Source organism: Candidatus Villigracilis saccharophilus (assembly GCF_016711665.1).
Window position 1 is genome coordinate 1 of record NZ_JADJSO010000002.1, and the last position, 21,400, is coordinate 21,400.

29 protein-coding genes are annotated in these 21,400 nt (G+C 51.6%); 18 read left to right on the forward strand and 11 right to left on the reverse strand.

Annotated features, from left to right (window positions below):
* Window positions 1-743 precede the first annotated feature (743 nt).
* From IPL17_RS00295 to IPL17_RS00320, 6 genes are read right to left on the reverse strand one after another with little or no spacing between them, the layout of a single operon-like run.
* Window positions 744-926, reverse strand: coding sequence for a hypothetical protein (locus IPL17_RS00295; RefSeq protein WP_345305069.1), 183 nt, complete (start codon window positions 924-926; stop codon window positions 744-746).
* Window positions 916-1,053, reverse strand: a complete 138-nt coding sequence (locus IPL17_RS00300) for a hypothetical protein (RefSeq protein ID WP_345305070.1) — start codon at window positions 1,051-1,053, stop codon at window positions 916-918. Before IPL17_RS00300 ends, IPL17_RS00295 begins: the two co-directional genes overlap by 11 nt.
* Complete coding sequence (locus IPL17_RS00305; RefSeq protein WP_345305071.1) at window positions 1,053-1,406, reverse strand: hypothetical protein; 354 nt, start codon at window positions 1,404-1,406, stop codon at window positions 1,053-1,055. The genes IPL17_RS00300 and IPL17_RS00305 overlap by 1 nt, the downstream gene beginning before the upstream one ends.
* Before the next feature lie 9 nt (window positions 1,407-1,415).
* The gene (locus IPL17_RS00310; RefSeq protein ID WP_345305072.1) at window positions 1,416-1,730 is read right to left on the reverse strand and encodes a hypothetical protein; all 315 of its coding nucleotides are present in this window, start codon (window positions 1,728-1,730) and stop codon (window positions 1,416-1,418) included.
* Window position 1,731: 1 nt separating this feature from the next.
* Window positions 1,732-2,358, reverse strand: a complete 627-nt coding sequence (locus IPL17_RS00315; protein ID WP_345305073.1) for an extracellular solute-binding protein — start codon at window positions 2,356-2,358, stop codon at window positions 1,732-1,734.
* Window positions 2,355-3,002: an extracellular solute-binding protein gene (locus IPL17_RS00320; protein WP_345305074.1), complete on the reverse strand. Its 648-nt coding sequence runs from the start codon at window positions 3,000-3,002 to the stop codon at window positions 2,355-2,357. Before IPL17_RS00320 ends, IPL17_RS00315 begins: the two co-directional genes overlap by 4 nt.
* Window positions 3,003-3,114: 112 nt before the next feature.
* Here IPL17_RS00320 and IPL17_RS00325 point away from each other — a divergent pair, with 112 nt between their 5' ends.
* From IPL17_RS00325 to IPL17_RS00385, 13 genes are all read left to right on the forward strand, one after another.
* Entirely contained in the window at window positions 3,115-4,092 is a 978-nt protein-coding gene (locus IPL17_RS00325) for a substrate-binding domain-containing protein (RefSeq protein ID WP_345305075.1), read from the forward strand.
* 103 nt (window positions 4,093-4,195) lie between these two features.
* Window positions 4,196-4,918 (forward strand): ABC transporter substrate-binding protein, encoded by a 723-nt coding sequence (locus tag IPL17_RS00330; protein ID WP_345305076.1) that lies wholly within the window; start codon window positions 4,196-4,198, stop codon window positions 4,916-4,918.
* 97 nt (window positions 4,919-5,015) lie between these two features.
* Window positions 5,016-6,038, forward strand: a complete 1,023-nt coding sequence (locus tag IPL17_RS00335; protein WP_345305077.1) for a hypothetical protein — start codon at window positions 5,016-5,018, stop codon at window positions 6,036-6,038.
* A gap of 103 nt (window positions 6,039-6,141) precedes the next feature.
* Complete coding sequence (locus IPL17_RS00340) at window positions 6,142-6,483, forward strand: molybdopterin-dependent oxidoreductase (RefSeq protein ID WP_345305078.1); 342 nt, start codon at window positions 6,142-6,144, stop codon at window positions 6,481-6,483.
* 155 nt (window positions 6,484-6,638) lie between these two features.
* The gene (gene wtpA / locus IPL17_RS00345; protein WP_345305330.1) at window positions 6,639-7,664 is read left to right on the forward strand and encodes a tungstate ABC transporter substrate-binding protein WtpA; all 1,026 of its coding nucleotides are present in this window, start codon (window positions 6,639-6,641) and stop codon (window positions 7,662-7,664) included.
* Window positions 7,665-7,666: 2 nt separating this feature from the next.
* Window positions 7,667-8,452, forward strand: coding sequence for an ABC transporter permease (locus IPL17_RS00350; protein ID WP_345305079.1), 786 nt, complete (start codon window positions 7,667-7,669; stop codon window positions 8,450-8,452).
* Window positions 8,453-8,525: 73 nt separating this feature from the next.
* A complete protein-coding gene (locus tag IPL17_RS00355) occupies window positions 8,526-9,833 on the forward strand; it encodes a substrate-binding domain-containing protein (RefSeq protein WP_345305080.1) in 1,308 nt (435 codons plus the stop codon).
* 89 nt (window positions 9,834-9,922) lie between these two features.
* Window positions 9,923-10,567, forward strand: a complete 645-nt coding sequence (locus IPL17_RS00360) for an ABC transporter permease (protein ID WP_345305081.1) — start codon at window positions 9,923-9,925, stop codon at window positions 10,565-10,567.
* Window positions 10,564-11,274, forward strand: coding sequence for an ATP-binding cassette domain-containing protein (locus IPL17_RS00365; RefSeq protein WP_345305082.1), 711 nt, complete (start codon window positions 10,564-10,566; stop codon window positions 11,272-11,274). The genes IPL17_RS00360 and IPL17_RS00365 overlap by 4 nt, the downstream gene beginning before the upstream one ends.
* Window positions 11,275-11,321: 47 nt before the next feature.
* The gene (locus IPL17_RS00370; protein WP_345305083.1) at window positions 11,322-12,743 is read left to right on the forward strand and encodes an ATP-binding cassette domain-containing protein; all 1,422 of its coding nucleotides are present in this window, start codon (window positions 11,322-11,324) and stop codon (window positions 12,741-12,743) included.
* On the forward strand, window positions 12,740-13,468 hold the full coding sequence (locus tag IPL17_RS00375; RefSeq protein WP_345305084.1) for an energy-coupling factor transporter transmembrane component T: 729 nt from the start codon (window positions 12,740-12,742) through the stop codon (window positions 13,466-13,468). Before IPL17_RS00370 ends, IPL17_RS00375 begins: the two co-directional genes overlap by 4 nt.
* Entirely contained in the window at window positions 13,469-13,966 is a 498-nt protein-coding gene (locus tag IPL17_RS00380) for a hypothetical protein (protein ID WP_345305085.1), read from the forward strand.
* A 15-nt stretch (window positions 13,967-13,981) separates the two neighbouring features.
* Complete coding sequence (locus IPL17_RS00385) at window positions 13,982-14,530, forward strand: hypothetical protein (protein ID WP_345305086.1); 549 nt, start codon at window positions 13,982-13,984, stop codon at window positions 14,528-14,530.
* Window positions 14,531-14,678: 148 nt separating this feature from the next.
* Here the strand turns inward: IPL17_RS00385 and IPL17_RS00390 are convergent, their stop codons facing one another.
* The 4 genes from IPL17_RS00390 to IPL17_RS00405 form a co-directional block, all read right to left on the reverse strand.
* Window positions 14,679-14,897 (reverse strand): hypothetical protein, encoded by a 219-nt coding sequence (locus IPL17_RS00390; RefSeq protein WP_345305087.1) that lies wholly within the window; start codon window positions 14,895-14,897, stop codon window positions 14,679-14,681.
* A gap of 260 nt (window positions 14,898-15,157) precedes the next feature.
* Window positions 15,158-15,934, reverse strand: coding sequence for a PQQ-dependent sugar dehydrogenase (locus tag IPL17_RS00395; RefSeq protein ID WP_345305088.1), 777 nt, complete (start codon window positions 15,932-15,934; stop codon window positions 15,158-15,160).
* Window positions 15,891-16,262 carry a hypothetical protein gene (locus IPL17_RS00400; RefSeq protein ID WP_345305089.1) on the reverse strand — a complete coding sequence of 124 codons (372 nt, stop codon included), beginning with the start codon at window positions 16,260-16,262 and terminating at the stop codon, window positions 15,891-15,893. The genes IPL17_RS00395 and IPL17_RS00400 overlap by 44 nt, the downstream gene beginning before the upstream one ends.
* Before the next feature lie 2 nt (window positions 16,263-16,264).
* Window positions 16,265-16,630 (reverse strand): DUF1232 domain-containing protein, encoded by a 366-nt coding sequence (locus tag IPL17_RS00405; RefSeq protein ID WP_345305090.1) that lies wholly within the window; start codon window positions 16,628-16,630, stop codon window positions 16,265-16,267.
* 160 nt (window positions 16,631-16,790) lie between these two features.
* Between IPL17_RS00405 and IPL17_RS00410 the strand changes: the two genes are divergently transcribed.
* The 5 genes from IPL17_RS00410 (at window position 16,791) to IPL17_RS00430 (ending at window position 21,048) form a co-directional block, all read left to right on the forward strand.
* A complete protein-coding gene (locus IPL17_RS00410) occupies window positions 16,791-17,252 on the forward strand; it encodes an NYN domain-containing protein (RefSeq protein WP_345305091.1) in 462 nt (153 codons plus the stop codon).
* 207 nt (window positions 17,253-17,459) lie between these two features.
* Window positions 17,460-18,467, forward strand: coding sequence for a histone deacetylase (locus IPL17_RS00415; RefSeq protein WP_345305092.1), 1,008 nt, complete (start codon window positions 17,460-17,462; stop codon window positions 18,465-18,467).
* A gap of 62 nt (window positions 18,468-18,529) precedes the next feature.
* Window positions 18,530-19,246 (forward strand): zinc ribbon domain-containing protein, encoded by a 717-nt coding sequence (locus IPL17_RS00420; protein ID WP_345305093.1) that lies wholly within the window; start codon window positions 18,530-18,532, stop codon window positions 19,244-19,246.
* A 39-nt stretch (window positions 19,247-19,285) separates the two neighbouring features.
* Window positions 19,286-19,585, forward strand: coding sequence for a hypothetical protein (locus tag IPL17_RS00425; protein ID WP_345305094.1), 300 nt, complete (start codon window positions 19,286-19,288; stop codon window positions 19,583-19,585).
* 203 nt (window positions 19,586-19,788) lie between these two features.
* Window positions 19,789-21,048 (forward strand): TIGR03862 family flavoprotein, encoded by a 1,260-nt coding sequence (locus IPL17_RS00430; protein WP_345305095.1) that lies wholly within the window; start codon window positions 19,789-19,791, stop codon window positions 21,046-21,048.
* Between the two features lie 60 nt (window positions 21,049-21,108).
* Here the strand turns inward: IPL17_RS00430 and IPL17_RS00435 are convergent, their stop codons facing one another.
* Window positions 21,109-21,231 carry a hypothetical protein gene (locus IPL17_RS00435; protein ID WP_345305096.1) on the reverse strand — a complete coding sequence of 41 codons (123 nt, stop codon included), beginning with the start codon at window positions 21,229-21,231 and terminating at the stop codon, window positions 21,109-21,111.
* Window positions 21,232-21,400: the final 169 nt, after the last annotated feature.

Genomic DNA, 21,400 nt, shown 5'->3' on the forward strand with positions numbered 1-21,400 from the left:
CCGAGGCTTCAAAGGGTCAGTCCCTCCACCTCTCTGGAGTAGGTACAGATCACAAGATTGTTCTTGTTTTTATAACTTAGCGAATGGGGCATATCAAATAAAAATTAATTAGTTACTCTTCACTATTCCACGATAGCAACGCGCGCTGCAAAACCGAAAAGACAACCAGCGCAGGCACAGTGATAACGACTGAAGCGGACATCAAGAGTGGCCAGTTGGTCCTGTCCATTTCCTGAAGTTGAAGCAAACCGACTGGCAGTGTATAGAGCGTTTGAGAGCGCAGATACAACAACGGATTGATAAAGTCATTCCAGTAATACAGGAAGGAAAAGCAGCCCAACCGCAATCAACGCAGGGCGTGCCAGCGGAATGGCGACCTGCCACCAAGCCTGCAACAGACTTCGCTCCATCGAATTCCGCCCACTCAAAATGGCGCGGCCTGTGCGGCGGAAGGTCCAGTAGAGAAGAGCAATATATATGAATCGGACTGGTTCCCATTAACGGGTTGCGATCAATGAAAAATATGAATTGGTAATGCCCAGTTTGCAAAGAGCAGAAAGCGGCTTAGCCATGACGCAGTAAATGGGATCATTTGCAGAAAGGCAGAAATAACAGCAAGGCGAACGATCTTGCGTCGCAGTAACGACATGCCAAACCCAGCCCACGAAGCGGTCAGCAGGGTGGGCAGAACTCCCGCGCGGCAACCAGGAGGAATTGCAGTTAGCAGTGCGAATGGAAGTATCTCAAAAGATGCGGGTGTAATTCTGCAGCGTCAGCGGCGAAGGTGGAGCCAATTCAACCCGAATGACGGAGGCAGGCCCGCGGGTCGCGGGGATGCGCTGAACATCCAAACAACTGGCAGCAGAAAGATCGTTGTCAACGTCAGCGCGAGAAGATGATAAAAAAGTCGCGGCCTTATTCTTCATCGCTTATCCATTTGTCAAAGAATTGATAAACGAGCACAACCAGGAAACCGTGAACATAAAAACCACGAGGGGTGATGGCGGCGGCTGGACCAAAAAGCAGGCGGTCAAAGGCGGTTTCATAGATCATCAACGGCGTGAAAAAAGTGGAGTAGTACGGCCCGCCGCCTGTCGATGATATGGGCAGGCGTAAACGTGTGCTGGAAGGAAAGCACCAGCATCCCGCACGGTCAGGATCGCCAGCCACGGGATCAGCAAAGGGAACGTGATGGATGAAAACATTTGCAAGCGATTGCTCCATCCACGCGGGCTGAGTCGTATAAGACCTGCGGCACGTGGCGCAATCCCGCGAGCAGAACGACAAATCCCCTCGCCGATCTGAAGCAGGGACACGAGCACGATGGCGGGAAATGCCCAGGCTGAATCAGCCAGCCAAAGCGGGGCTGGCAGGCCCAGGGTCCGCAGAGGCGTTGAGCGGGCCATAAAGCGGATTCAAGATCCAGGTCCAGGCCAGCGCGTAAGCCGTGTCAGGGATGATCGTTGGCAAATACGCGGCCGCGCGATACAGTCCCTGCCGCGGTCCCAAGCCGTGAAGATCATCGAGTTCGCGAAGGCACGTTTGAAAAGCGGTTCGTTATACAGGAATTGGAAATTCTGCCAGCCGACAAAGACCGGGCTGGAAACCCCGTCATAGCGCATGAACGCGATATAGAAAGTCAGGCTCGCCGGAAACACGATCAGGAGCAATGTTCCCAGCAGATAGGGAGTAAGAAAAGCTGTCAGGCGGGCGCGGCGTGAACGGATCAACTCATTTCCCGATCAGGCTTTCTTGTGTCATGTTGGCCACTCTCGACATGGCATCGTAATACGGACACTGGCCGTAGAAACCCAGTGAAATTTCATTGTCAGCGATCTCTTCGACCTCGGCCCAATTGGGATGAATGGGAAATGCGCGGATAAATGGAATCTCGTCGAGAAAAACCTGACTGCTGGCTGGCTTGGAATTCGGATCAAGAAAAGCAGCTGAATTCGCAACCGAGATCAGCGAAGGCACGGTACGTCCAGACTCAGCCACGATGGCCTGTCCCGCGGGTGAATTTGCAAATTCTATAAAAGTCCAGGCGGCATTTTTGCTTTTAGAAGCGCTGGGCATACAATAGGCATCCGCGTGCAGGATGGTCGCCTTTTCCCGATCCTGCGGAAGCGGAGCGACATCCCAATCGAAAGCGGCAGATTCGCGGTAGGTTGGCACACCGCGGCGGCTGTTGAAGAACATCGCAAGCTGTCCATTGATAAAACGCGACTCGCTGTCCTGCGAGGTTTCCTGCTCAAGGTTTGGAACAACATGAAATTTGGTTTGCAGGCTGAAGAAAAGTCCGCGGCATGCAGGGCTTCGGCAGTCGCAAGCGTAAGGCCTGCGGATTGGATCCATCATCCACGACTTCGCCGCCCGCCTGCCAGATGAACGGCGCGATGCGGATCAACTCTGAGCGAGGCCTGCTCCGAACTGGTCAGTTTGGCCGTCGCTGTTGGAGTCTTGGTCAGGGCTTGCGCGGCGACAGTGAAATCATCCCATGTCCAGCCGTTGAGCGGGTAAGCGACGCCAGCCTGATCGAATAGATCCTTGTTGTAATACACAACCAGGCTGGAAATATTTTGCGGGATGCACATCAACTCATCCTGCCACTTGAAAGCCTGCATTGCTTGAGGATAGAAGTCCGCCTCTTTGATCAGCTTTGAGTTTTCCAAATACCCGCCCAACGGTTCCAAAGCGCCCGCATTGGCAAAAGTCGCAAATCTGCGATAGTTGATCAGCAATACATCCGCGGGATCGCCCGCCGCAATATCTGCGGCCAGACGCTTGCGGTAATCACTCTGCCCGGGGATCTGGATCAACTCCACTTGAAGTTCAGGATGCGTTTGTTTGAACGAATCCACCAATTTTTGATAAGCAGACAACTCAGCCGGGTCGCCAAAAACCATGAAGGATATGTTTCCATCCACGGCGGAGGCAGGCTGGCAAGCCGAAAGAATAAGGGAAAGGATACCAATAAGAAAAACGAGAATTCGGGGCTTCATGATGTTCTCCATCAGACGATATTAGTTTGGGATTTTATCACGGAGAAGTTGACGAATACTTTGCAGGCATGATAGACTCTCAAATAAGTTTCTCCTTAATTGTCAGACAGAAATGAAAACTGTTCAAACTGTTCAGTCCTTTGACAAAATCAAACTCCTTGCGGATTCCCGCCGCATGGATATTTTGCGTTTGTTGATGGCAACTCCCGCCACACTCACGCAACTCGCGCGGACCTTGAAGCAGTCCCCTGCCTGGGTGCGGCATCACATCCTCGCACTTGAGGCTGCCGATCTGGTTGAAATTAGCGAAACCAAACGCACTGGCAAAGTAACTGAAATTTTTTACCGTTCCAAAGCAGATGCTTATCTTTTACAAGAGATCGTTCTGCCGAAGAGCAAAAAGCCCTCGGTGATCTTTTCGGGCAGTCACGACATTGCCATTGAAGGGATTGCAGAACATCTCACCAAGCACATGAATATCCTCAGTCTGCCCGTTGGCTCACTGGATGGATTGGTCAATCTTCGTTTAGGGGTGTGTCAAATTTCAGGTTCGCACCTTCTCGATGAAAGCGGCGAGTACAACACGCCTTTTGTAAAACATCTTTTCCCCGAAGGCAACATGGAGATTGTTACCCTTGCCTACCGCACACAGGGACTTATTCTTACGCAAGGCAATCCCAAGGGAATCAAGAAGATCACCGACCTCGCGCGCGATAACGTCCGCTTTGTGAATCGCAATGCAGGCTCTGGCACACGTCTCTGGTTGGACGCAGAACTGCGCAAGCAAAAGATACCCGTTGAAAAGATCACTGGGTACGAGATCTCGGTCAAGACGCATAGCGAAGCTGCTTCCTTAATAGAAGCAGGCAAAGCGGATGTCTCTCTTGGCTTACAAGCTGCCGCCCATCAACACGGACTTGATTTCATCCCACTCTTTGAAGAACGCTACGATCTCATCCTGCCGCGTGAACAGGAAGAGACTCTCAATCCCCTGCTGGATTACATCCAGACCGCAGACTTTCGACAACTGCTTAGTTCCCTTTCAGGCTATAGCACCGCGCACAGCGGCGAACAGATCCATTTTGATTAAGGATGATGCTGAGAAGTAATTATTAACGGTACGTGCTTTTTTATTTCGAATTTTAAAGTAAGGAAATACTTAATTGAATCCTGTTCGCTGAAAAGGTGAAGACATGCGCTATTTACTTGGAATTGACGATACCGACAATCTTGAATCACGCGGCACGGGACATCGTGTCCGTCAGCTCGCGGATTGGCTGGCTGAAAATCAACTGGCAACTCCAGTGGGGATCACACGCCACCAACTTCTTGTAGACCCTGGCATTCCCTACACCTCGCATAACAGTTCCGCTTGTTTAGCGGTTGAAACCGATAACCCAGATGATGTTTGGGAAGCCGCGCGCGAGTTCCTTCTGCGTGAAAGTGCGGTTGGTTCGGATGCAGGGGTGACATTGGCCGATTGGAATTCGATCAGCGACGAGGTTTTGGATTTTGGGCGCAGGGCAAAGCTCGAGGTGTTGACCATGTCTGCTGCGGAGCAAACAGCTTCAAAGTCCAGGATGCGATGCGAAGGGTTGACGGGCACGCACGGTGGAATCATCGGAGCCGTGTCCGCTATTGGTCTGCATCGCGCTGGCAATGATGGCCGTTATCTGTGGCTGCCTGGTTTGCGTGATCTGAAGGACAAATATCAAGTAAAGGAAATTTGTGCAATGGGTCACGTTGACCGAGTTTGCACAGTGGAACACATTGACCTTTCCAATGAAACCATTGTGGATGTTGGCGAATGGATCCGCCCTATTTTGCATGAAGGAAAAGCGACATTGTATGTGGAAGAGATAGATCATGAATGGCGCATTATTTCCAAGGACCGCATCAAAAGCCTTTCAAATTAAAGCTTCGACATTATTTGTTCTTTTACAGGTTGAAATTTCTCCATAGCATCGAAAATAACGGGAGCACGTACGCCCGCGTAAACATAAGGAGAATTTTATGAAACTGTATTTACGTTTGATCCTGAGCGGCGCACTTTTGACCGCGTTGGCATTTACATTTGCTGCATGCTCGGAGGGAACTGAGGTGGAACCATCGCCTGCGGCAGAAGTAACGGAAGCACCTGTTGTAGCAACAGAAGCCCCAACTGAAGTTGCTGCACCGATTTTGGAAATTGTCGGGCTAAATGAATCCAAGTTCCTGACAATGGAGGAATTGAAAGCCCTGCCTGTAACAGAGGGATACGCAGGACTGAAGAGCAGCACGGGCAAGATCACGCCGCCAGTTATTTTCAAAGGCGTGGCATTGAAAGACCTCGCTGGGTTCATCGGCGGGATGGATGAGACCACTGGTTTCAATGTGGTTGCGGAAGATGGATACAGCATCACCTATTCATTCGATCAACTGCAAAACGGATCGTTCATTGCGTACGATCCTGCAACGGGTGAAGAACTAAAAAATCCTGTCGAGTTGACCGCCATTCTCGCCTACGAAGTAGATGGCAAACCCTTTGACGCCAAACAGGATGGCGCACTGCGGCTGGCAATTGTCAGTGCGGAGTTGAACCAGGTTACCGATGGACACTGGTCAGTGAAATGGGTGAACAAACTGGAAGTGAAAAGCCTCGGCGCGGAATGGGCTTTGCATTTGGTTGGCGCTCTCTCTGAAGATACCGACCGAGTCAGTGTTGAATCCTGCGGTGCGCCGCAATGTCACGGTTCGTCATGGACGGATGACAAAGCGCAGGAATGGGCAGGCGTGCCGTTGTGGTTATTCGTCGGTTCGGTGGACGATGAGATCGAGCACGAAGGCCCCGCGTTCAATGATGCACTTGCCGAAGCAGGCTACAGCGTGGATGTGATCGCGAACGATGGCTACACCGTCACATTTGATGCGGCGCGCCTCAACCGCAACGACAATATTCTCGTGGCGTACAAGGTCAACGAAAATCCGCTGCCCGATGAATTCTTCCCTCTGCGGCTGGTAGGTTCTGACCTTGAGAAAAAGAAATGGTCGGCATGATCGCAGAAATTCATGTAGGCGTTGAGCCTCTTGCGGATGTGCCTGCGGCGCCTCAACCGAACCCGCAGCTGCCACTGTCTCTGAAGCAGATGCCACGCTGACAGTGTTTGGCTCCGTGAATCAGGATCTGCTTTTGAATGAAGCCGCCCTGCGTGAAATGGAAGTTCTAAAGATCAATGCCGAGCATCCCAAGCAAGGCAAACAGGATTACGAAGGTGTTTCCCTGAATGCCCTGCTCGATTTGGCGGGTGTGAAAGACGGCGCGACCACATTGGTCTTCATGGCTGCGGATGGGTACACATCCGAAGTAAGTCTTGAAGAAGTACGCGCCTGTACGGAATGTTTAGTTGGTTTTACCAACACACTGGAGAAGTTCAAGATGGTCATGCCGAATTTTCCCAGCAGTGCATGGGCTAAGGATTTGGTCAAGATCGAAGTGAAATAGAAATAAATTGAGTAGTAACGACTTCAGTCGTGCATTCGCAAGTCAAGTGCGACTGAAGTCGCCACTACGGTTATTTTCAATGCGAAAAACTTTTGCAATCCTTCTGGTTTTATCCCTGCTTGGGCTGGGCCTCGGCTCTTGTAACAGTCAGCAGGTTGAGGCGGGGAACGAAGCGGCGACATCAACGGAGAAGACCTTTATCGGTATTCGCTGCGGGAAGTATGATCATCCCGTTCGGGGATATCGAAAAAGCGTTCGAAGCGAAATATCCGAACATCGATGTTCGGGCAGAGTATCACGGCAGCATTCAGGTTATCCGCCACGCGACTGAATTGCACGAGCCAATTGACGTGGTCGTGACGGCGGATGCGGCGCTGATCCCGATGCTGATGTATGCGAGCAACGTGCCAGAGACGGGCGAGCCGTACGCCAATTGGTATATCCGTTTTGCGAGCAATCACCTTGCGCTTGCATACAGCGCTGAAAGCAAATATGCGGACGAGATCAACGCGCAAAACTGGACGGAAATCATCAGCCGTCCTGATGTGAAGATCGGACTCGCCGACCCGCGTTTTGATGCTTCTGGCTATCGTGCCTTGATGGCGTTCGCGCTGTCTGAAATTTCAAATAAAAACTACGGGCTGTTCGGCCCGATGTTTGATGACCAATTTTCGTTTCCTGTCACGATCTTTCGCGGCGATGAACTCACAACCATCACTGTGCCCGAAATTTTGGAAACGAAATCCGGTTCGCATATTGTCATCCGTGGCGCAAGTGTGCAGTTGATCGCGCTGCTCGAATCGGGCGATCTGGATTACGCCTTTGAATATGAAAGCGTCATCCAACAACATGGTTTGAAGATGTTGAGCCTGCCCGCCGAAGTGAATTTGGGCGAGCAGGAGTATGAAGAACTTTACAAACAAGTTCAGGTGAATCTTGATTTTCAACGCTTCGCCTCGCTCGCTCCGCAGTTTCGCGGAGGACGCATCGGCTACGGAATCACGGTTCCCGCAAGCGCACTGCACACACAGGAAGCCGCACAGTTCATCGCTTTTCTGTTAAGCGATGAAGGACGCAGCCTGATGGAAGCCGATCATCATCCGCTGTTCGAGACATTCATCGCGGATGGCTACGAAAATCTGCCATCCATTTTGCAAGCGCTCACGGTTTCATTGGAATAACTTTGAGAAAAAGGAACCTGTTCTTTAACATCGTTTTTTCCTTGCTGGGAGGGATGCTGTTGCTCTTCATCGTTCTGCCGTTGATGAGCATCCTGCTCGGCACCACACCGCAAACTCTGTGGCTCGCGCTGATGGATGAAGAAGTGCTGAACTCCATCGTCATCACATTCAGCGCGGCGGCAGTTGCGACATTGCTCGCGATTTTTACGGGCGTGCCGCTGGCATTTTTGCTGGCGCGCAGAAAATTCCGCGGCAAGCGTTTGTTGGAAGCGTTGGTCAATTTGCCAATCGTCATTCCACACACGGCGGCTGGTGTTGCGCTTCTGCTTGTCTTTGGCAGGCGCGGTTTGCTGGGTCAATGGCTCACGCCGCTCGGCATAACCTTCACCGACAATTTCTACGGCATTGTGGTTGGCATGTTATTCGTCAGCCTGCCGTTTCTGGTCAACCTCAGCCGCGAGTCCTTTGCGCTCGTGGATGAAGAACTGGAGCGCGTCGCGTTGATCGATGGCGCATCTCCGTGGCAGGCGTTTTGGTACGTCTCGCTTCCGCAGGCATGGCGCGGCGTGCTGGCAGGCGCGTTGATGATGTGGGCACGCGGTATCAGTGAATTCGGCGCAGTCGTCATTCTGGCCTATCACCCGAAGATCGTGCCCGTGCTCGTGTTCGAACGCTTCCAAGGGTTCGGCCTCGTGGCCGCCCAACCTGTGGCCGCTTTGCTGATCCTCATCGCGCTGGCGGCGTTCGTGTTTTTGCAATTGTCTCTCCCAAAAGAGAGCACCGACTAACTTTGGCTTTATCCCGCTTATTGTTTTCAAGCGGGTGGCAAAAAACTTTTTATTTCAGAAGGAGAATTGAAACATGTCCCGAACGATTAAATTTATCTTGTTAATGGGCCTGATCCTGTCTTTGGCATTATCTGCCTGCGGATCACCCGCCCCCACAGAGGCTCCTGCTACGGAAGCCCCTGCCGCCACTGAGGCACCCGCCGCCGCTACCGAAGCCCCTGCGGCTGAAGTGGCTCTCAAGGTCACTGGCAGCGTTGCCAGCGAACAGGCTTGGACGGAAGATGAAGTCAAAGCAATGGAAGCCATCAGCGTGGAATCCACCAACAAGAACGGCGAGAAAGCCACCTACACTGGCGTGCTGTTCTCCGATCTGTTGGCTCTCGCTCAACCCAACGCGGATGCCAACCTCGTGGTCTTCGTCGCTGACGATGGCTTCACCGCCGAGATCTCCCTCGCAGACCTAACCGCCTGCGCTGACTGCATCGTATCCTTCCGTGACAAGGGCGGTTTCAGCACCGTCCTGCCTGGTCAGCCTGGCAAGTTACAGGTCAAAGGTGTGGTCGAAATTCAGGTAGTTGTTGGTGAAGTTGCCGCTCCCGAACCTCCCGCCAACCCGACTCTCATCCTCGCCACCACCACCTCCACACAGGACTCTGGTTTGCTCGATGTGCTCGTCCCCATGTTCGAAGAGAAGACTGGCTACACCGTGCAGACCGTTGCTGTCGGCTCTGGTGAAGCGATGAAGATGGGCGAAGAAGGCAATGCTGATGTGTTGCTCGTCCACGCCCCCGCCTCCGAAGTGACCTTCATGGAAGGCGGCTTTGGCACCGACCGCTTCCTCGTCATGCACAATGACTTCATCATCGTTGGCCCCGCTGCTGACCCCGCTGGCATCAAAGGCATGACCTCCGCCAAGGAAGCCTTCACCGCCATTTTCAATGCAGGCTCACAATTCATCACCCGCGGCGATGACTCTGGCACGCACAAGAAAGAACTCGCGCTGTGGAAATCTGCCGAGCTCGACCCCGCTGGGAAGGAATGGTACGTTGAAACAGGTCAGGGCATGGGCGCTTCCATGACCGTAGCCTCAGAAAAGGGTGCCTACATCCTCACCGACCGCGCCACCTACCTTGCCAACAAGGACAACTATCAGCTCGAAATTCTTGTCGAAGGTGACAATAAGCTATTGAATGTGTATCACGTCATCACAGTCAACGCAGAGAAGTGGACTGCCGCCAATTACGAGGGCGCTCTCGCCTTTGCCAACTTCATGATCGACCCCGAAACACAGGCTATCATTGGCGAATTCGGTCTGGAAGAATTTGGTCAACCGCTCTTCTACCCTGATGCAGATAAGACAGATGCGGACTTGGGGTTGTAAATTTCGCTAACTATGTAAACAAAGTAGACAGGTAAACAACTTCCCTGCATGTTTACCTGTCTACTTATATACCTGTATACTTCGTCCCCATGTCCGATATTCTCGAAATCACCTTTCTCTCCCTGCAAGTCTCGACCATTGCAACCCTCGTCAGCCTGCTGATCGGATTGCCGTTTGGCACATGGCTCGCCCTCGGGCGTTTTCGTGGGCGCTCATTTTTATTGAGCATCATCAACACAGGCATGGCGTTGCCGCCTGTTGTCGTGGGCCTCGTGGTGGCAATGACTTTGTGGCGCAGCGGCGTGCTCGGCAGCCTGAAGTTGATCTACACCCCCTGGGCCATCATCATCGCGCAGACGATCATCTCCGCACCTGTTGTGACGGGGCTGACCGCCGCGGCCTTGGAAGCGCTTGACCCGCGCCTGCAGCAGCAGCTTCTGGGACTCGGCGCTTCACGCCCGCAGATGATCTGGCACCTGTGGCGAGAGGCACGTCTGCCGCTGTTGGCGGCTCTCATGGCTGGCTTTGGTTCTGTCATCTCCGAGGTGGGTGCATCCATGATGGTGGGTGGAAATATCAAAGGTCAAACGCGGGTGCTGACAACGGCGATCGTTTTGGAAACGTCCAAAGGTGAATTTGAAAAGGCGCTCGCGCTTTCCGCGCTTTTGCTGACCCTCACCTATCTCGTCAATCTGGCGTTGACATCCATTCAGCAAAGAGGGGCAAGGAAATGATCTCAATAAATAACTTGAGAGTCCAGCGCAATGGACGGGACGCGCTAAAGGTCGCTTCGCTCGAAATAAAGAAAGGTGAAACGCTGGCAGTGGTTGGGCCAAATGGAGCGGGCAAAAGTACGTTGCTTCTTGCGCTGGCGCATTTGATCAACCCTGTCAATGGCGGCATTAACTTCCACGGCAAACCTCTCAAAGATTGGGATGACATCGAATATCGCAGAAAGATCGCGTTCGTCTTTCAAGACCCGCTGTTGATGGATATGTCTGTGCAAGACAATATCGCGCTGGGTTTGAAGTTTCGCGGTGTGAAAAAAGAGGATGCTTTCGAGCGGGTCATTAAGTGGAGTCAAGCCATGGGCGTGGATTCTCTTCTTAAACGCCGGGCAGGTCAACTTTCAGGGGGTGAGGCGCAGCGTGTCAGCCTGGCGCGGGCATTCGTCCTCGATCCCGAACTGCTTTTGATGGATGAACCGTTTTCGGCGGTCGATCCGCAAACGCGGGCGCAATTGCTGAAAGACCTGTCCAATGTTTTAGCGCAGGATCATCGCACGACAATTTTTGTGACGCACAACTTGAAGGAAGCTGCAAAATTTGGCGACCGCGTGGCCGTGATCATTAATGGCGAATTGAAACAGGTGGATATGCCAGAACAGATAAAAACAAACCCAGCCGACGAAAGTGTGAAGGCGTTCCTGGAAGAATTGTGAATCATCCATTCATTTATTTTTAGATATCTCTTTATCGGACAGGAATCATGCTTCGCGCAAAACAAGTCTCATTTCAATATCCGCAGGAAGGACACGGCTTGCCGCCTGTCTCATTGGATGTGGCACCTGGCAGGTTGACCCTTGTCACTGGGCCGTCTGGCTGCGGCAAGAGTACGCTGGCACGTTGTTTGATGGGATTGATCCCGCATTTGTACAACGGCGAAATTTCGGGGGAAGTCTGGCTCAACGGCTACCGTACCATCGACGTTCCCATGTGGCAGTTGGCAGAAAAAGCGGGCATGGTTTTTCAAAACCCCGCCGCGCAAATGCTCGCCCCCACCGTGGAAGATGAGATCATCTTCGGGTTGGAAAATCTTGGGCTGGCTCACGACGAAATTAAATCACGCCTCGAAACCGCCCTGCAAGATTTCAACCTGACTCACATGCGCAGCCGCAATCCGCAGACTCTTTCAGGCGGCGAACAACAACGGCTCGCGCTGGCTTCCATCCTCGCACGCCAACCTCAAGCCTTGATCCTCGATGAACCGCTTTCCATGCTCGATACCACAGCCGCCACAGATCTGATCGCCTACCTCGAACGTTTTGTTGCAGGTGGAAAAGCATTGGTGATGTTCGAGCATCGCCACGAATATCTCGATGACTTGCCCGAAGTGGATCACATTGTATTGGGCGAGAACAAAAAAGAAACTGATTTTCAACAGCACGCAACCAGCCTGCCGATCCAGAAAAATTTCAATTTGAATATCGAAGGTCTGCACGTTCAATTGGGCAAGAAGGAAGTGATTCAAAACCTGAATCTTTCACTCACCAGTGGACAGATCGTTGCCATCGTCGGGCGAAACGGCGTTGGCAAAACCACGTTGCTGCGATCTCTTGCAGGTTTGCAAAAATACAGTGGGGATGTAAAAGTCATCACACCCGATGGAGAACAGCGCCCGAATTTCGGCATGGTCTTCCAAAACCCCGACCTGCAATTGTTCAATGCCAGCGTGCGCGATGAACTTCTCTATCGCATTCCCGATCCCGACATCCCATATTTCAATTGGTTGATTTCCGCGCTGGGTTTGGAGCGTTACGAAAACACTCCGCCCCTGCTGCTCAGTGAAGGTGAAAAGAAGCGCGTCACATTGGGGCTGGCGCTCATGCGTCGCCCCGCGCACGGCTTGCTTTTGGATGAACCCTCCCTCGGGCAGGACATCATTCACAAAACGATCTTGATTCGGCTCCTGCGGACTTTGGCGGACGCAGGTCAACTGGTGATGATGACGACTCACGACCTCAACCTCGCCTCACACGCGGATCGTTTTATCCTGCTCGGCCCAAGCGGCGAAATCATCGCTGACGGTTTGACCGAGTCGGTCTTGCAAGATTCGTCCGCGTGGCAGAAGACAGGCATCACATTGCCCAATTGGTTCCTGCGTCAAAGAGAAGCGGAGGCCGCGAAATGAGAATCAATCGAGGAGGGCGTTCCTCTCATCAACTGACGCTGGTCGAAGATTCTCCGCTTCGCAAGGCAGACCCGCGCACAAAATTATTCCTCAGCCTCGCGATCTCGCTCGTGGTGATGACATCCATTGAACGCCTGCTAATTTTCCTCGGTGTGTATTTGCTATTCCTGATCTGGGCGCGTCTTCTTGCTCCAACTGCCCAGCACATCTGGCGGCTCAAGTGGCTTTTGATATTCCTGTTTGCTTTCGATTGGTGGCTCATCAGTCTCGACCACGCCGTGCTCATTTGCATCCGCCTCATCTTGCTGACTGGTGTCTTCGCGCTGTTCTTCTCAACCACCAACACCCGCGAGCTGGGCCTGGCATTGGAAAAATTGCATGTTCCATATCGCTATGCCTTTAGTTTGAGTCTTGCTTTCCAAAGTCTCGGTTTGCTGGATGATGAGTGGCGCGCCATTCGTGAGGCGCAGTCATCACGCGGCGCGTTGCCTGATTCTTCCTCCTTTTGGAAATTGGTAACCAACGTGGGTGACTTGATCTCGCTCACTGTCCCCGCCATTGTGCTGACCACGAAACGCGCCTGGGCGATCACCGAAGCATCCTACGCCCGCGGATTTGACTCCCCGCACCGCGTTTCGTATCACACCCTTGAGTTTTCCCGACTTGATTTCCTGCTAATGACCGTAACAATCACGTTGCTCACTCTATTATTTTGGAGATGGTAAATGAATCAAAAAAAACAAATACTGATCGCAGGGGTAATCCTGATCGTGATCCTGGGAGTGGTACTCGGAGTAGATTATCTTCAACGCCAAAATGCCGCTGCCCAAGCTCCAGCCAATATGCCCCCTGGCTCGATCCCAATTTACGTGGACGATACGTTTGTTGGCAGTTTCATCCCCGATGATCTAAGTCAACTGCCCGCCGTAAGCTTTGTGGATGCTGAAGAAGGCAAGACGCAGGACGGCTGGCTGCTTCGGGATGTTTTGCTGCTTTATCTTGGCGAAGACAATTTGCAGGACCAATCGCAGGTCACAGTCTCCAGTTCCAGCCGCGAAAAGGGAAAGACGCTCTCATGGGCAGAAGTGGAAAATCAAAAGAACATGGTCATGTTCGATCTCTCAGGACGCGGCACGCTCAAACTGGTATCTGTCATCCCCGGCTTCGACATCCGCGACTCCTGGATTCAGGATGTGGACAAGATCGAAATCACATCCCCATAAATTAGAGGTAATTCAATGAAACAACGTTACTTTTCAACTTTTCAATTAATTTTGCTCGCCCTCTTTTCCGCTCTCATTATCGTCGCCAAAATAGCACTCCGCACCCCACTTCAACTTTCTGGTCACTCGGGCATTTTCTGGATGGCGATCATCATCGTAGGAGCGCGTGTCGTCCCCAAACTGGGGGCGTCCTCGATCATCGGCGTCACATCCGGTCTGCTGGCAAGCTTTATGGGGTTGGGTGATTTCGGCGCATTAAACACCTTCATCTCGTACGCCATCGTAGGAGTGGTATCTGATTTGATTTTGTGGATTCTGCGCGGCAACACCGAAAATATTGTTGTGGCAATCATCGTGGGAATTTTCGGGCACCTCGGCAAATTCCTCACCAAGTGGCTGTTTGGGATCATCACCGGCGCGCCGATCGGTTTCGTGGCGTTGGGGCTGCTGCGCGCTTTCATCAGCTACGTTGTCTTTGGAGCCATCGGCGGGATTTTGGGGTGGCTGACTTTGAAAGCGCTAAAGCGTGCAGGCTTTTTTGCCTACATGGCTGAGAAGCGTTGATATCGTCATTGCGAGGCACGCTCTTGCTCTTGCCCCTCGCGATGACATTCCCCCTTTTAACGGCATACACCGCGTTTTCACGCGGTGCAGCCAAAAGACCAACTCAGAGGGAGGAGAGAGTTTGGAAGAGCAACTTATGGTTGCTCAATTACACGGGGTCAAGGTCAGGATTTGTGCCGCACAGGACACAGGCCGCTTTATCAAGCGCATTGCATTCCAATGCATTCGAACAACGGTGCGCGATAATTCTGGGCGACTGGTCTGGCAGATTTTCAGCAGGATACACGACCTGATTTTCAATCGCGATCTCGCGGGCGGCATGTTCACAGTATTTGATCTTTTCAATTTTCCAAATCTTTTCTGCCATATCTGCCTCCTAACACTAATGAGCCAAGTTTAAGACAAAACCCCATACCAGACTAGTGACAGGCGTCACAAACCTGTATGACAAATTGCCTATTTAGGATGTGATATATCCTTATTGTTTTCAGCGCGAAGGAGTAAGGTGATACACATTGCCATTATCGCTTGCGAAATAGATCTCACCAGATTCATCCTGACCAAAGGTTGTGATCGTTCCCCCCGTTTCAAACATGACCTGAGACTGCCACTGTCCATTCGAGAGGATCAGCCCCCAAATTTTCCAGAACAGTAATCACCAAATAAATAAATACCGTTCCACTCAGGCAGCGCGCCACGGTAGACATATCCGCCAGTGACGGAACAGCCGCCTTCGCTGTGACTATATTCAGCCGCAGGCAGAAGCATATCGGGTTGTGCCAAACCATCATAGCCGTGGCCGCCCTCCATGATAGACCAGCCAAAGTTTGCACCGCCTTGAGAACCTGCGGGAAGATAATCAATCTCTTCCCATTGGCTCTGCCCCACATCGCCGATATATAGATCACCAGTCTGTCGGTCAAACGAGATGCGCCAGGGATTGCGAAGCCCATACGCCCAGACTTCGTTTCCAAATGGATTATCAGATGGGATGCCATACGCATCGCCATTGTTCACATCAATGCGCAGAATTTTCCCGAGCAGGGATGTTGTGTTTTGTCCATTCTTTTGCGGGTCACCCGCCGAGCCGCCATCGCCAAGACCCGCATACAGATATCCATCGGGACCAAAAGCAAGCGCTCCGCCATTATGATTTTGATATGGCTGGTTAATGATCATTAACACTTTTTCGCTGTTCGGGTCGGCAATATTTCCGCTGGCCTGAAAACGCGAGATGCGGGTATCTCCACCATCACCAGTGTAATTGAGGTAGAAGAATCCGTTCTGCTCATAGTCAGGGTGAAATGCCAGTCCGAGCAGTCCCATTTCATTGCCGCTATCGTTCACACGATCATCAATATTAAGGAAAGGGCGATTCGAGCAGTTGACCGTTTTCAAAGACACGGATCACGCCATACTTTTCAATAATAAACATCTTGCCTGAGCCGTCGTTTGCAGATTGAATATCAACCGGGCGGTTTAGTCCGCTGGCGATCAACTTCCATTCATAGCTATTGGCATTGGGGAATGAAATTGCATTGGTAACGGAATCCGTTGGCGACACAGGAGTTGATACAGCAGCATCCGGCGGCGTGGGCTGAGAGTCTGTTTGAGCAACAGCAGTGTTTGTCGGCGGGGCGGGAGGCGTGATCGTCGGGGGAACTGACCCTGCTACTTGAGATCGGCATGCCAATAGCAGCAAAAGAGTCAATAAAATGAAAAAGCGATTCATTGTTATAGTTTATCGCTGATGTCGGTCGCTTCCACGTCCACGACATCATCCTGCCCGCTCACCTCATTCAAATTACTAGACAAGGCCTTCTGGTGTTCCTGCACGACCTCGGGCGGACATAGCTCTGTAAAGACGTAGGAGCTTAACCACAGGATCGCCGCATCATCCAACGCGCCGATCACAGGAATTGAGATCGCGTCTATCGGAGAGACAAGGTAGAGAAGCGCGCCAAGAGGAATTACCTTTGCAAAAATATTTACGCGGGGATCGCCCATCAACCGAAAGATAAGTTTTAGATGGTTCATCGTTTCATGTATCACTCCACCTTTTTGAACTACGGTAAGGTTGGAAGGTTCTTTGTTATCCATTTGAATCTCCTTATGAGTTAATGGTTTCATTATATTCCATTTGCAATATGCTTTTATCTACGTAACTCCGGGTTGTTCGATGCAAGGTATACAGGTCAAACCCGCGTCATCATCATGGATATAACGGGAAAGTTATTTTCCGGTAAGGTAAAATCACAACATGCCTTTTTTAATTGATGGACATAACTTGATCCCAAAATTGGGATTGAGGCTCGACACGCCAAATGATGAGCTGGAACTGATCCCTTTTCTTCAGGAATTTGCGCGCCTTAAGCGGCAACAAGTGGAAGTATATTTTGATGGCGCACCCATCGGTCAGGCTGGGACCCGCAAGCTGGGCACTGTCCGAGCGCATTTTGTCAGATTGGGGCAGAGCGCCGACAATGCCATCCGTTTGCGTTTGAAAAAAATGGAAAAAGAAGCAAAAAACTGGACGGTGGTTTCCTCAGACCGCGAAGTGCAAAGCGCCGCGCGTTTTTTCCATGCTCAATTTATTTCGTCAGAAGAATTCGTAAAGATGATCAGGTTAGCGGTAAATTCTGCGCCAAAAGCTGACTTGGATAATAAAAAAATTTCACCCAACGAAGTGGATGAATGGTTAAGAATTTTCCGTGAAAAATAACACCAATTAAGACAAACTCGCTCCATATTCTAATCTTACTTTAATCTTATCCAGACAATTTAGGTGTATATTGTATCTATTGACACCTGCCCTCCCTTTATTGGTATTAGGTGTCTATCCGCCGCCAACAGTAGCATGCCCCCCCCATGCTGCACTGGCGGCGGAACCTTTTAACGGTCCATTCAAAAGTGGGGCTATAATCTGCGGATGGAAACCGCATATACTTTTGTCCCATCACGCGCCCATATATACCCAGATCACCCGGAAAAACCAGGCAGACTGGATATGCTGGAAACGCTTCTCAGTACAGTGAAGGCGGATCGGATCGAAGCGAAGCAAGCGTCCTTTGAGCAAATGACCCGCGTACATCAGCCGCAATTGGTCAAAGCCATTGAGGGAGTTTGCAAAGACGGCCCTGGCATCATTGACCACGCCCCCACTTATATTACACAGACATCCTATCAAGACGCGCTGTTCGCCGCGGGCGGTGTGATTGAATGCACACGCGCGGTTATTAATCGGGATGCGAAGAATGCCTTTGCAATTGTGCGCCCGCCAGGGCATCATGCCGAGCCTGACCGCGCCATGGGATTTTGCATCTTTAACAATATCGCCATCGGCGCGCATGACGCGTTGGAAAATGGAATACAAAAGGTAATGATCATTGATTACGATGCGCATCACGGCAACGGGACGCAAGCCGCGTTCCTGCACGAAGAGCGTGTCGGATTTATATCTGCCCATCAATGGGGAATTTACCCGGGCACAGGCTGGATCCATGACGCGCCGCACGCAAAAAAACGAATTGTCAATGTGCCGCTGCAGGCATACGCGGGCAATGAAACCTACGCGCAACTAACTGATGAAATCTTCAAGCCTATGGTTGAAGCGTTCCGTCCGCAGATGTTATTTATTTCGGCAGGTTTCGATGCGCATTGGAATGACCCCATCACTTCGCTGGGCTTGTCCACTCGTGGATACTACAGCATGTCGAAAAAGCTGGTCGAGATCGCGGAAGAAGTTTGCGACGGCAAGATCGTCTTCGTGCTCGAAGGCGGTTATGACCCGCGCAACGTCGCCAACGGGACGGCGGCTGTCTTCGACGCATTGAGCGGTTCACAGTTAAGCATGGACGCGAATGATCCATCGCCGTACGCGGATGTGGACCACGGATCCCGCATCCAGGAAATATTGAGATGGCACGACATCGTGTAATAGAAACATAATGGTATGGAATCATTTTTGTTGTACACTCATAAGAATTAAAGGAGTGCAAGATGAATAGAAAAGAAAGTAAAGGTTTCGTTCAACTTGAATGGGTCTGTCCGAACTGTGACGGGCGCAATCCGGGCCCGGTCAAGACTTGTCAGAACTGCGGCGCGCCGCAGCCTGACAACGTGCAATTCCAGCGCGCGGCGGATGAAAAGATGGTCACGGACGAAAAAGCTGTCGCGGCAGCCAGGGCAGGCGCAGACATCCATTGCGGATTCTGCGGGACACGCAACCCAGCCAGCGCGGCAACCTGTTCGCAATGCGGCGGTGATTTGAAGGAAGGCAAGGCGCGACAAGCCGGACAGGTATTGCAAGCGGCCGCACCTGCGTCGAAGGCCGTCACCTGCACAAATTGCGGGACCGAAAACCCGGGCAGTGAGCGTATCTGCAAACAATGCGGTTCTCCCCTGCCCCGGGCAACTGCACCTGTCATTGCGTCCGCAGCACAAACACAAACTCCAGCGGCCGCCAATGCACCAACGAAAAAAGTAAATTGGCTGTTATTCGCCGGGATCGGGGCGGCATTATTGATCTGCTGTATCGCGGCGATTTTTATGTTTGTCATTCCATCCAAAACTTTGGCTGGGACAGTGACCGATGTGCAATGGCAGACCTCCGTGCCGGTACAGGAAATTCAAGCGGTCAATCACTCGAATGAAAGCGGAAATCCGCCTTCTGATGCTTATAACGTATCCTGCCGTGATGATTCAGGAAGTATGTGAAGAAAAGTCCATTGACAAGGCAATGGTTTCGCAGAAGTGGTGCAGGAATGTCACACGGAAACCACCCAATATTGTGATTACACTGTGGATGAATGGAACACGATCCAAACCTATACCCTGGATGGCAATGACCTTTATCCTGTTTATGAAAACCCAAATATTTCCAGCGATCAACGACTTGGTTCAGCCTCGGAAGTTTTCCATGTCTTCTTAAGCACGGATGACGGGCAGATCACCTACGAGCCGGGGTCAAGCACGGAGTTTCAGCAGTTTGAAATTGGGAGCCAGTGGAATATAAAATTGAACGCGGTCGGCGGCGTGGTCAGCGTGGAAAGATAGTTCAGAAAGCAGAAGGCGTAAATAAAAAACTCCTGAACCAATCAGGAGTTTTTACAGAACTCCTGCTTGTTGTTCAGGGAGCATTACTTTCGGTGCTTTGAACGCCGATGGAGTCGAACGTCTACACCTCAGGAGTGACACGATAAGGCGAAGTAAGGATGCAAAGCGTTCGGACTGCGAACATTACCCTTTATAATCATCATATGAATCATTCAGTTGCAATTATCGGCGGCGGACCTGCGGGATTGATGGCGGCGGAGGTGTTAATTCAGCGCGGAGTAAGTGTGGATGTGTATGATTCCATGCCATCGCTCGGGCGGAAGTTTTTACTGGCCGGCAAAAGCGGATTAAACCTGACCCACTCGGAACCGTTCGAGAAATTCGTCTCGCGTTATGGAAAGCGCAGGAAAGAAATAGAAAAATGGCTGCTGGATTTCATGCCCGATGACCTGCGCGAATGGGCGCGCAGACTGGGGGTCGAGACTTTTGTGGGAACATCAGGCCGCGTATTCCCCAATGAAATGAAAGCCAGTCCGTTGTTGAGGGCGTGGTTAAAGGGATTGAGTGATGCGGGGGTCATTTTTCATTTGAGGCATCGATGGAATGGAACGATACGTCCCGAGGGTTTATTCAAAAGCGGTGATGCTTCAAATCAAACCTACGGGACGATCGAAGTAGAGTTTGAAACACCCGATGGGATCAAAATTGTAAATGCAAATGCTGTGATCCTGGCTCTCGGAGGCGGGAGTTGGGCAAGGCTCGGCTCGGACGGCGCATGGGTCAATTGGCTGAACCAGGCCGGGGTTAAGGTTGAAGCGTTAAAACCATCCAATTGCGGATTCGATGTGGCATGGACACCGATCTTCAAGGAAAAATTTGACGGTCAGCCGATCAAATCCGTGGTCTTGTCGTTCGGGACATTTCATCAGCAGGGCGAGTTTATTGTCACAAAGGAAGGCGTGGAAGGAAGTTTGATCTACGCGGCTTCAGCTTGGATGCGCGATGAAATATCGGCAAATGGAAAAGCAGTCATGCTGCTCGATCTTGCGCCTGATAAAACAGAGGCGCAGTTGACCGAGAAATTATCCAAGCCGCGCGGATCGCGTTCGATGGCCAGTCACCTGGAAAAAACAGTTGGGATGAAGGGCGTGAAGGCGGGGTTGCTGCGCGAGTTCGTGCCCAAGGATGAGTTTGGGAATTCTGAACGGCTCGCATTCTATATCAAGCAGCTGCCTGTACCATTGATCGCGACGCGTCCGCTGGATGAAGCCATCAGCAGCGCGGGCGGGGTGGCGTTCGAGGCGCTGGATGATCATCTGATGATCGTAAAATTGCCTGGTGTGTTTTGCGCCGGCGAGATGCTGGATTGGGAAGCGCCAACAGGCGGATATTTGTTGACAGCATGTTTCGCGAGCGGAAGAAAAGCGGGAGCTGGGGCAATGAAATGGATCGAGGGTTTATAATTTTTGCCATAGAGAGCGCAGAGAGCCTTCAGGGAAGGCTCTTGTAAACGAACCCCACAGCTAAAGCAGGGGGCTTTGTCCCTGAACACGAAGGTTCGAGACCATTGGCAGGTTTACTTCTGCCCTGACTGCGATGTTCACAGCCGCTACTATGTCCGCATTGCCAGAGCGGAATTGAAGCATTTCAAAAAGAACTATCCATATATAAAGGCGCGAAGGGATCGGTCCAATTCCCGCTGGATGAACCGATGCCGTTGAAATTGATCAGCAGGATCGTGAAATTCAGAGCCGCTGAAAATTTAAAGAAAGCCAGGGTCAAACCAATTCAGAGAAAATGATGTTTTTTGGGGGC

Bases quoted from the DNA above. Each gene is read 5' to 3' on its own strand.
- IPL17_RS00380 (WP_345305085.1), top strand. From the start codon at position 13,469: ATGAATCAAAAAAAACAAATACTGATCGCAGGGGTAATCCTGATCGTG.
- IPL17_RS00305 (WP_345305071.1), bottom strand. From the start codon at position 1,406: ATGGCCCGCTCAACGCCTCTGCGGACCCTGGGCCTGCCAGCCCCGCTT.
- IPL17_RS00375 (WP_345305084.1), top strand. From the start codon at position 12,740: ATGAGAATCAATCGAGGAGGGCGTTCCTCTCATCAACTGACGCTGGTC.
- IPL17_RS00360 (WP_345305081.1), top strand. From the start codon at position 9,923: ATGTCCGATATTCTCGAAATCACCTTTCTCTCCCTGCAAGTCTCGACC.
- IPL17_RS00335 (WP_345305077.1), top strand. From the start codon at position 5,016: ATGAAACTGTATTTACGTTTGATCCTGAGCGGCGCACTTTTGACCGCG.
- IPL17_RS00320 (WP_345305074.1), bottom strand. From the start codon at position 3,002: ATGAAGCCCCGAATTCTCGTTTTTCTTATTGGTATCCTTTCCCTTATT.
- IPL17_RS00365 (WP_345305082.1), top strand. From the start codon at position 10,564: ATGATCTCAATAAATAACTTGAGAGTCCAGCGCAATGGACGGGACGCG.
- IPL17_RS00410 (WP_345305091.1), top strand. From the start codon at position 16,791: ATGCCTTTTTTAATTGATGGACATAACTTGATCCCAAAATTGGGATTG.
- IPL17_RS00415 (WP_345305092.1), top strand. From the start codon at position 17,460: ATGGAAACCGCATATACTTTTGTCCCATCACGCGCCCATATATACCCA.
- IPL17_RS00370 (WP_345305083.1), top strand. From the start codon at position 11,322: ATGCTTCGCGCAAAACAAGTCTCATTTCAATATCCGCAGGAAGGACAC.
- IPL17_RS00435 (WP_345305096.1), bottom strand. From the start codon at position 21,231: ATGCTTCAATTCCGCTCTGGCAATGCGGACATAGTAGCGGCTGTGAAC.
- IPL17_RS00420 (WP_345305093.1), top strand. From the start codon at position 18,530: ATGAATAGAAAAGAAAGTAAAGGTTTCGTTCAACTTGAATGGGTCTGT.
- IPL17_RS00315 (WP_345305073.1), bottom strand. From the start codon at position 2,358: ATGATGGATCCAATCCGCAGGCCTTACGCTTGCGACTGCCGAAGCCCT.
- IPL17_RS00405 (WP_345305090.1), bottom strand. From the start codon at position 16,630: ATGGATAACAAAGAACCTTCCAACCTTACCGTAGTTCAAAAAGGTGGA.
- IPL17_RS00300 (WP_345305070.1), bottom strand. From the start codon at position 1,053: ATGATCTATGAAACCGCCTTTGACCGCCTGCTTTTTGGTCCAGCCGCC.
- IPL17_RS00400 (WP_345305089.1), bottom strand. From the start codon at position 16,262: ATGAATCGCTTTTTCATTTTATTGACTCTTTTGCTGCTATTGGCATGC.
- IPL17_RS00430 (WP_345305095.1), top strand. From the start codon at position 19,789: ATGAATCATTCAGTTGCAATTATCGGCGGCGGACCTGCGGGATTGATG.
- IPL17_RS00295 (WP_345305069.1), bottom strand. From the start codon at position 926: ATGAAGAATAAGGCCGCGACTTTTTTATCATCTTCTCGCGCTGACGTT.
- IPL17_RS00385 (WP_345305086.1), top strand. From the start codon at position 13,982: ATGAAACAACGTTACTTTTCAACTTTTCAATTAATTTTGCTCGCCCTC.
- IPL17_RS00355 (WP_345305080.1), top strand. From the start codon at position 8,526: ATGTCCCGAACGATTAAATTTATCTTGTTAATGGGCCTGATCCTGTCT.
- IPL17_RS00325 (WP_345305075.1), top strand. From the start codon at position 3,115: ATGAAAACTGTTCAAACTGTTCAGTCCTTTGACAAAATCAAACTCCTT.
- IPL17_RS00330 (WP_345305076.1), top strand. From the start codon at position 4,196: ATGCGCTATTTACTTGGAATTGACGATACCGACAATCTTGAATCACGC.
- IPL17_RS00390 (WP_345305087.1), bottom strand. From the start codon at position 14,897: ATGGCAGAAAAGATTTGGAAAATTGAAAAGATCAAATACTGTGAACAT.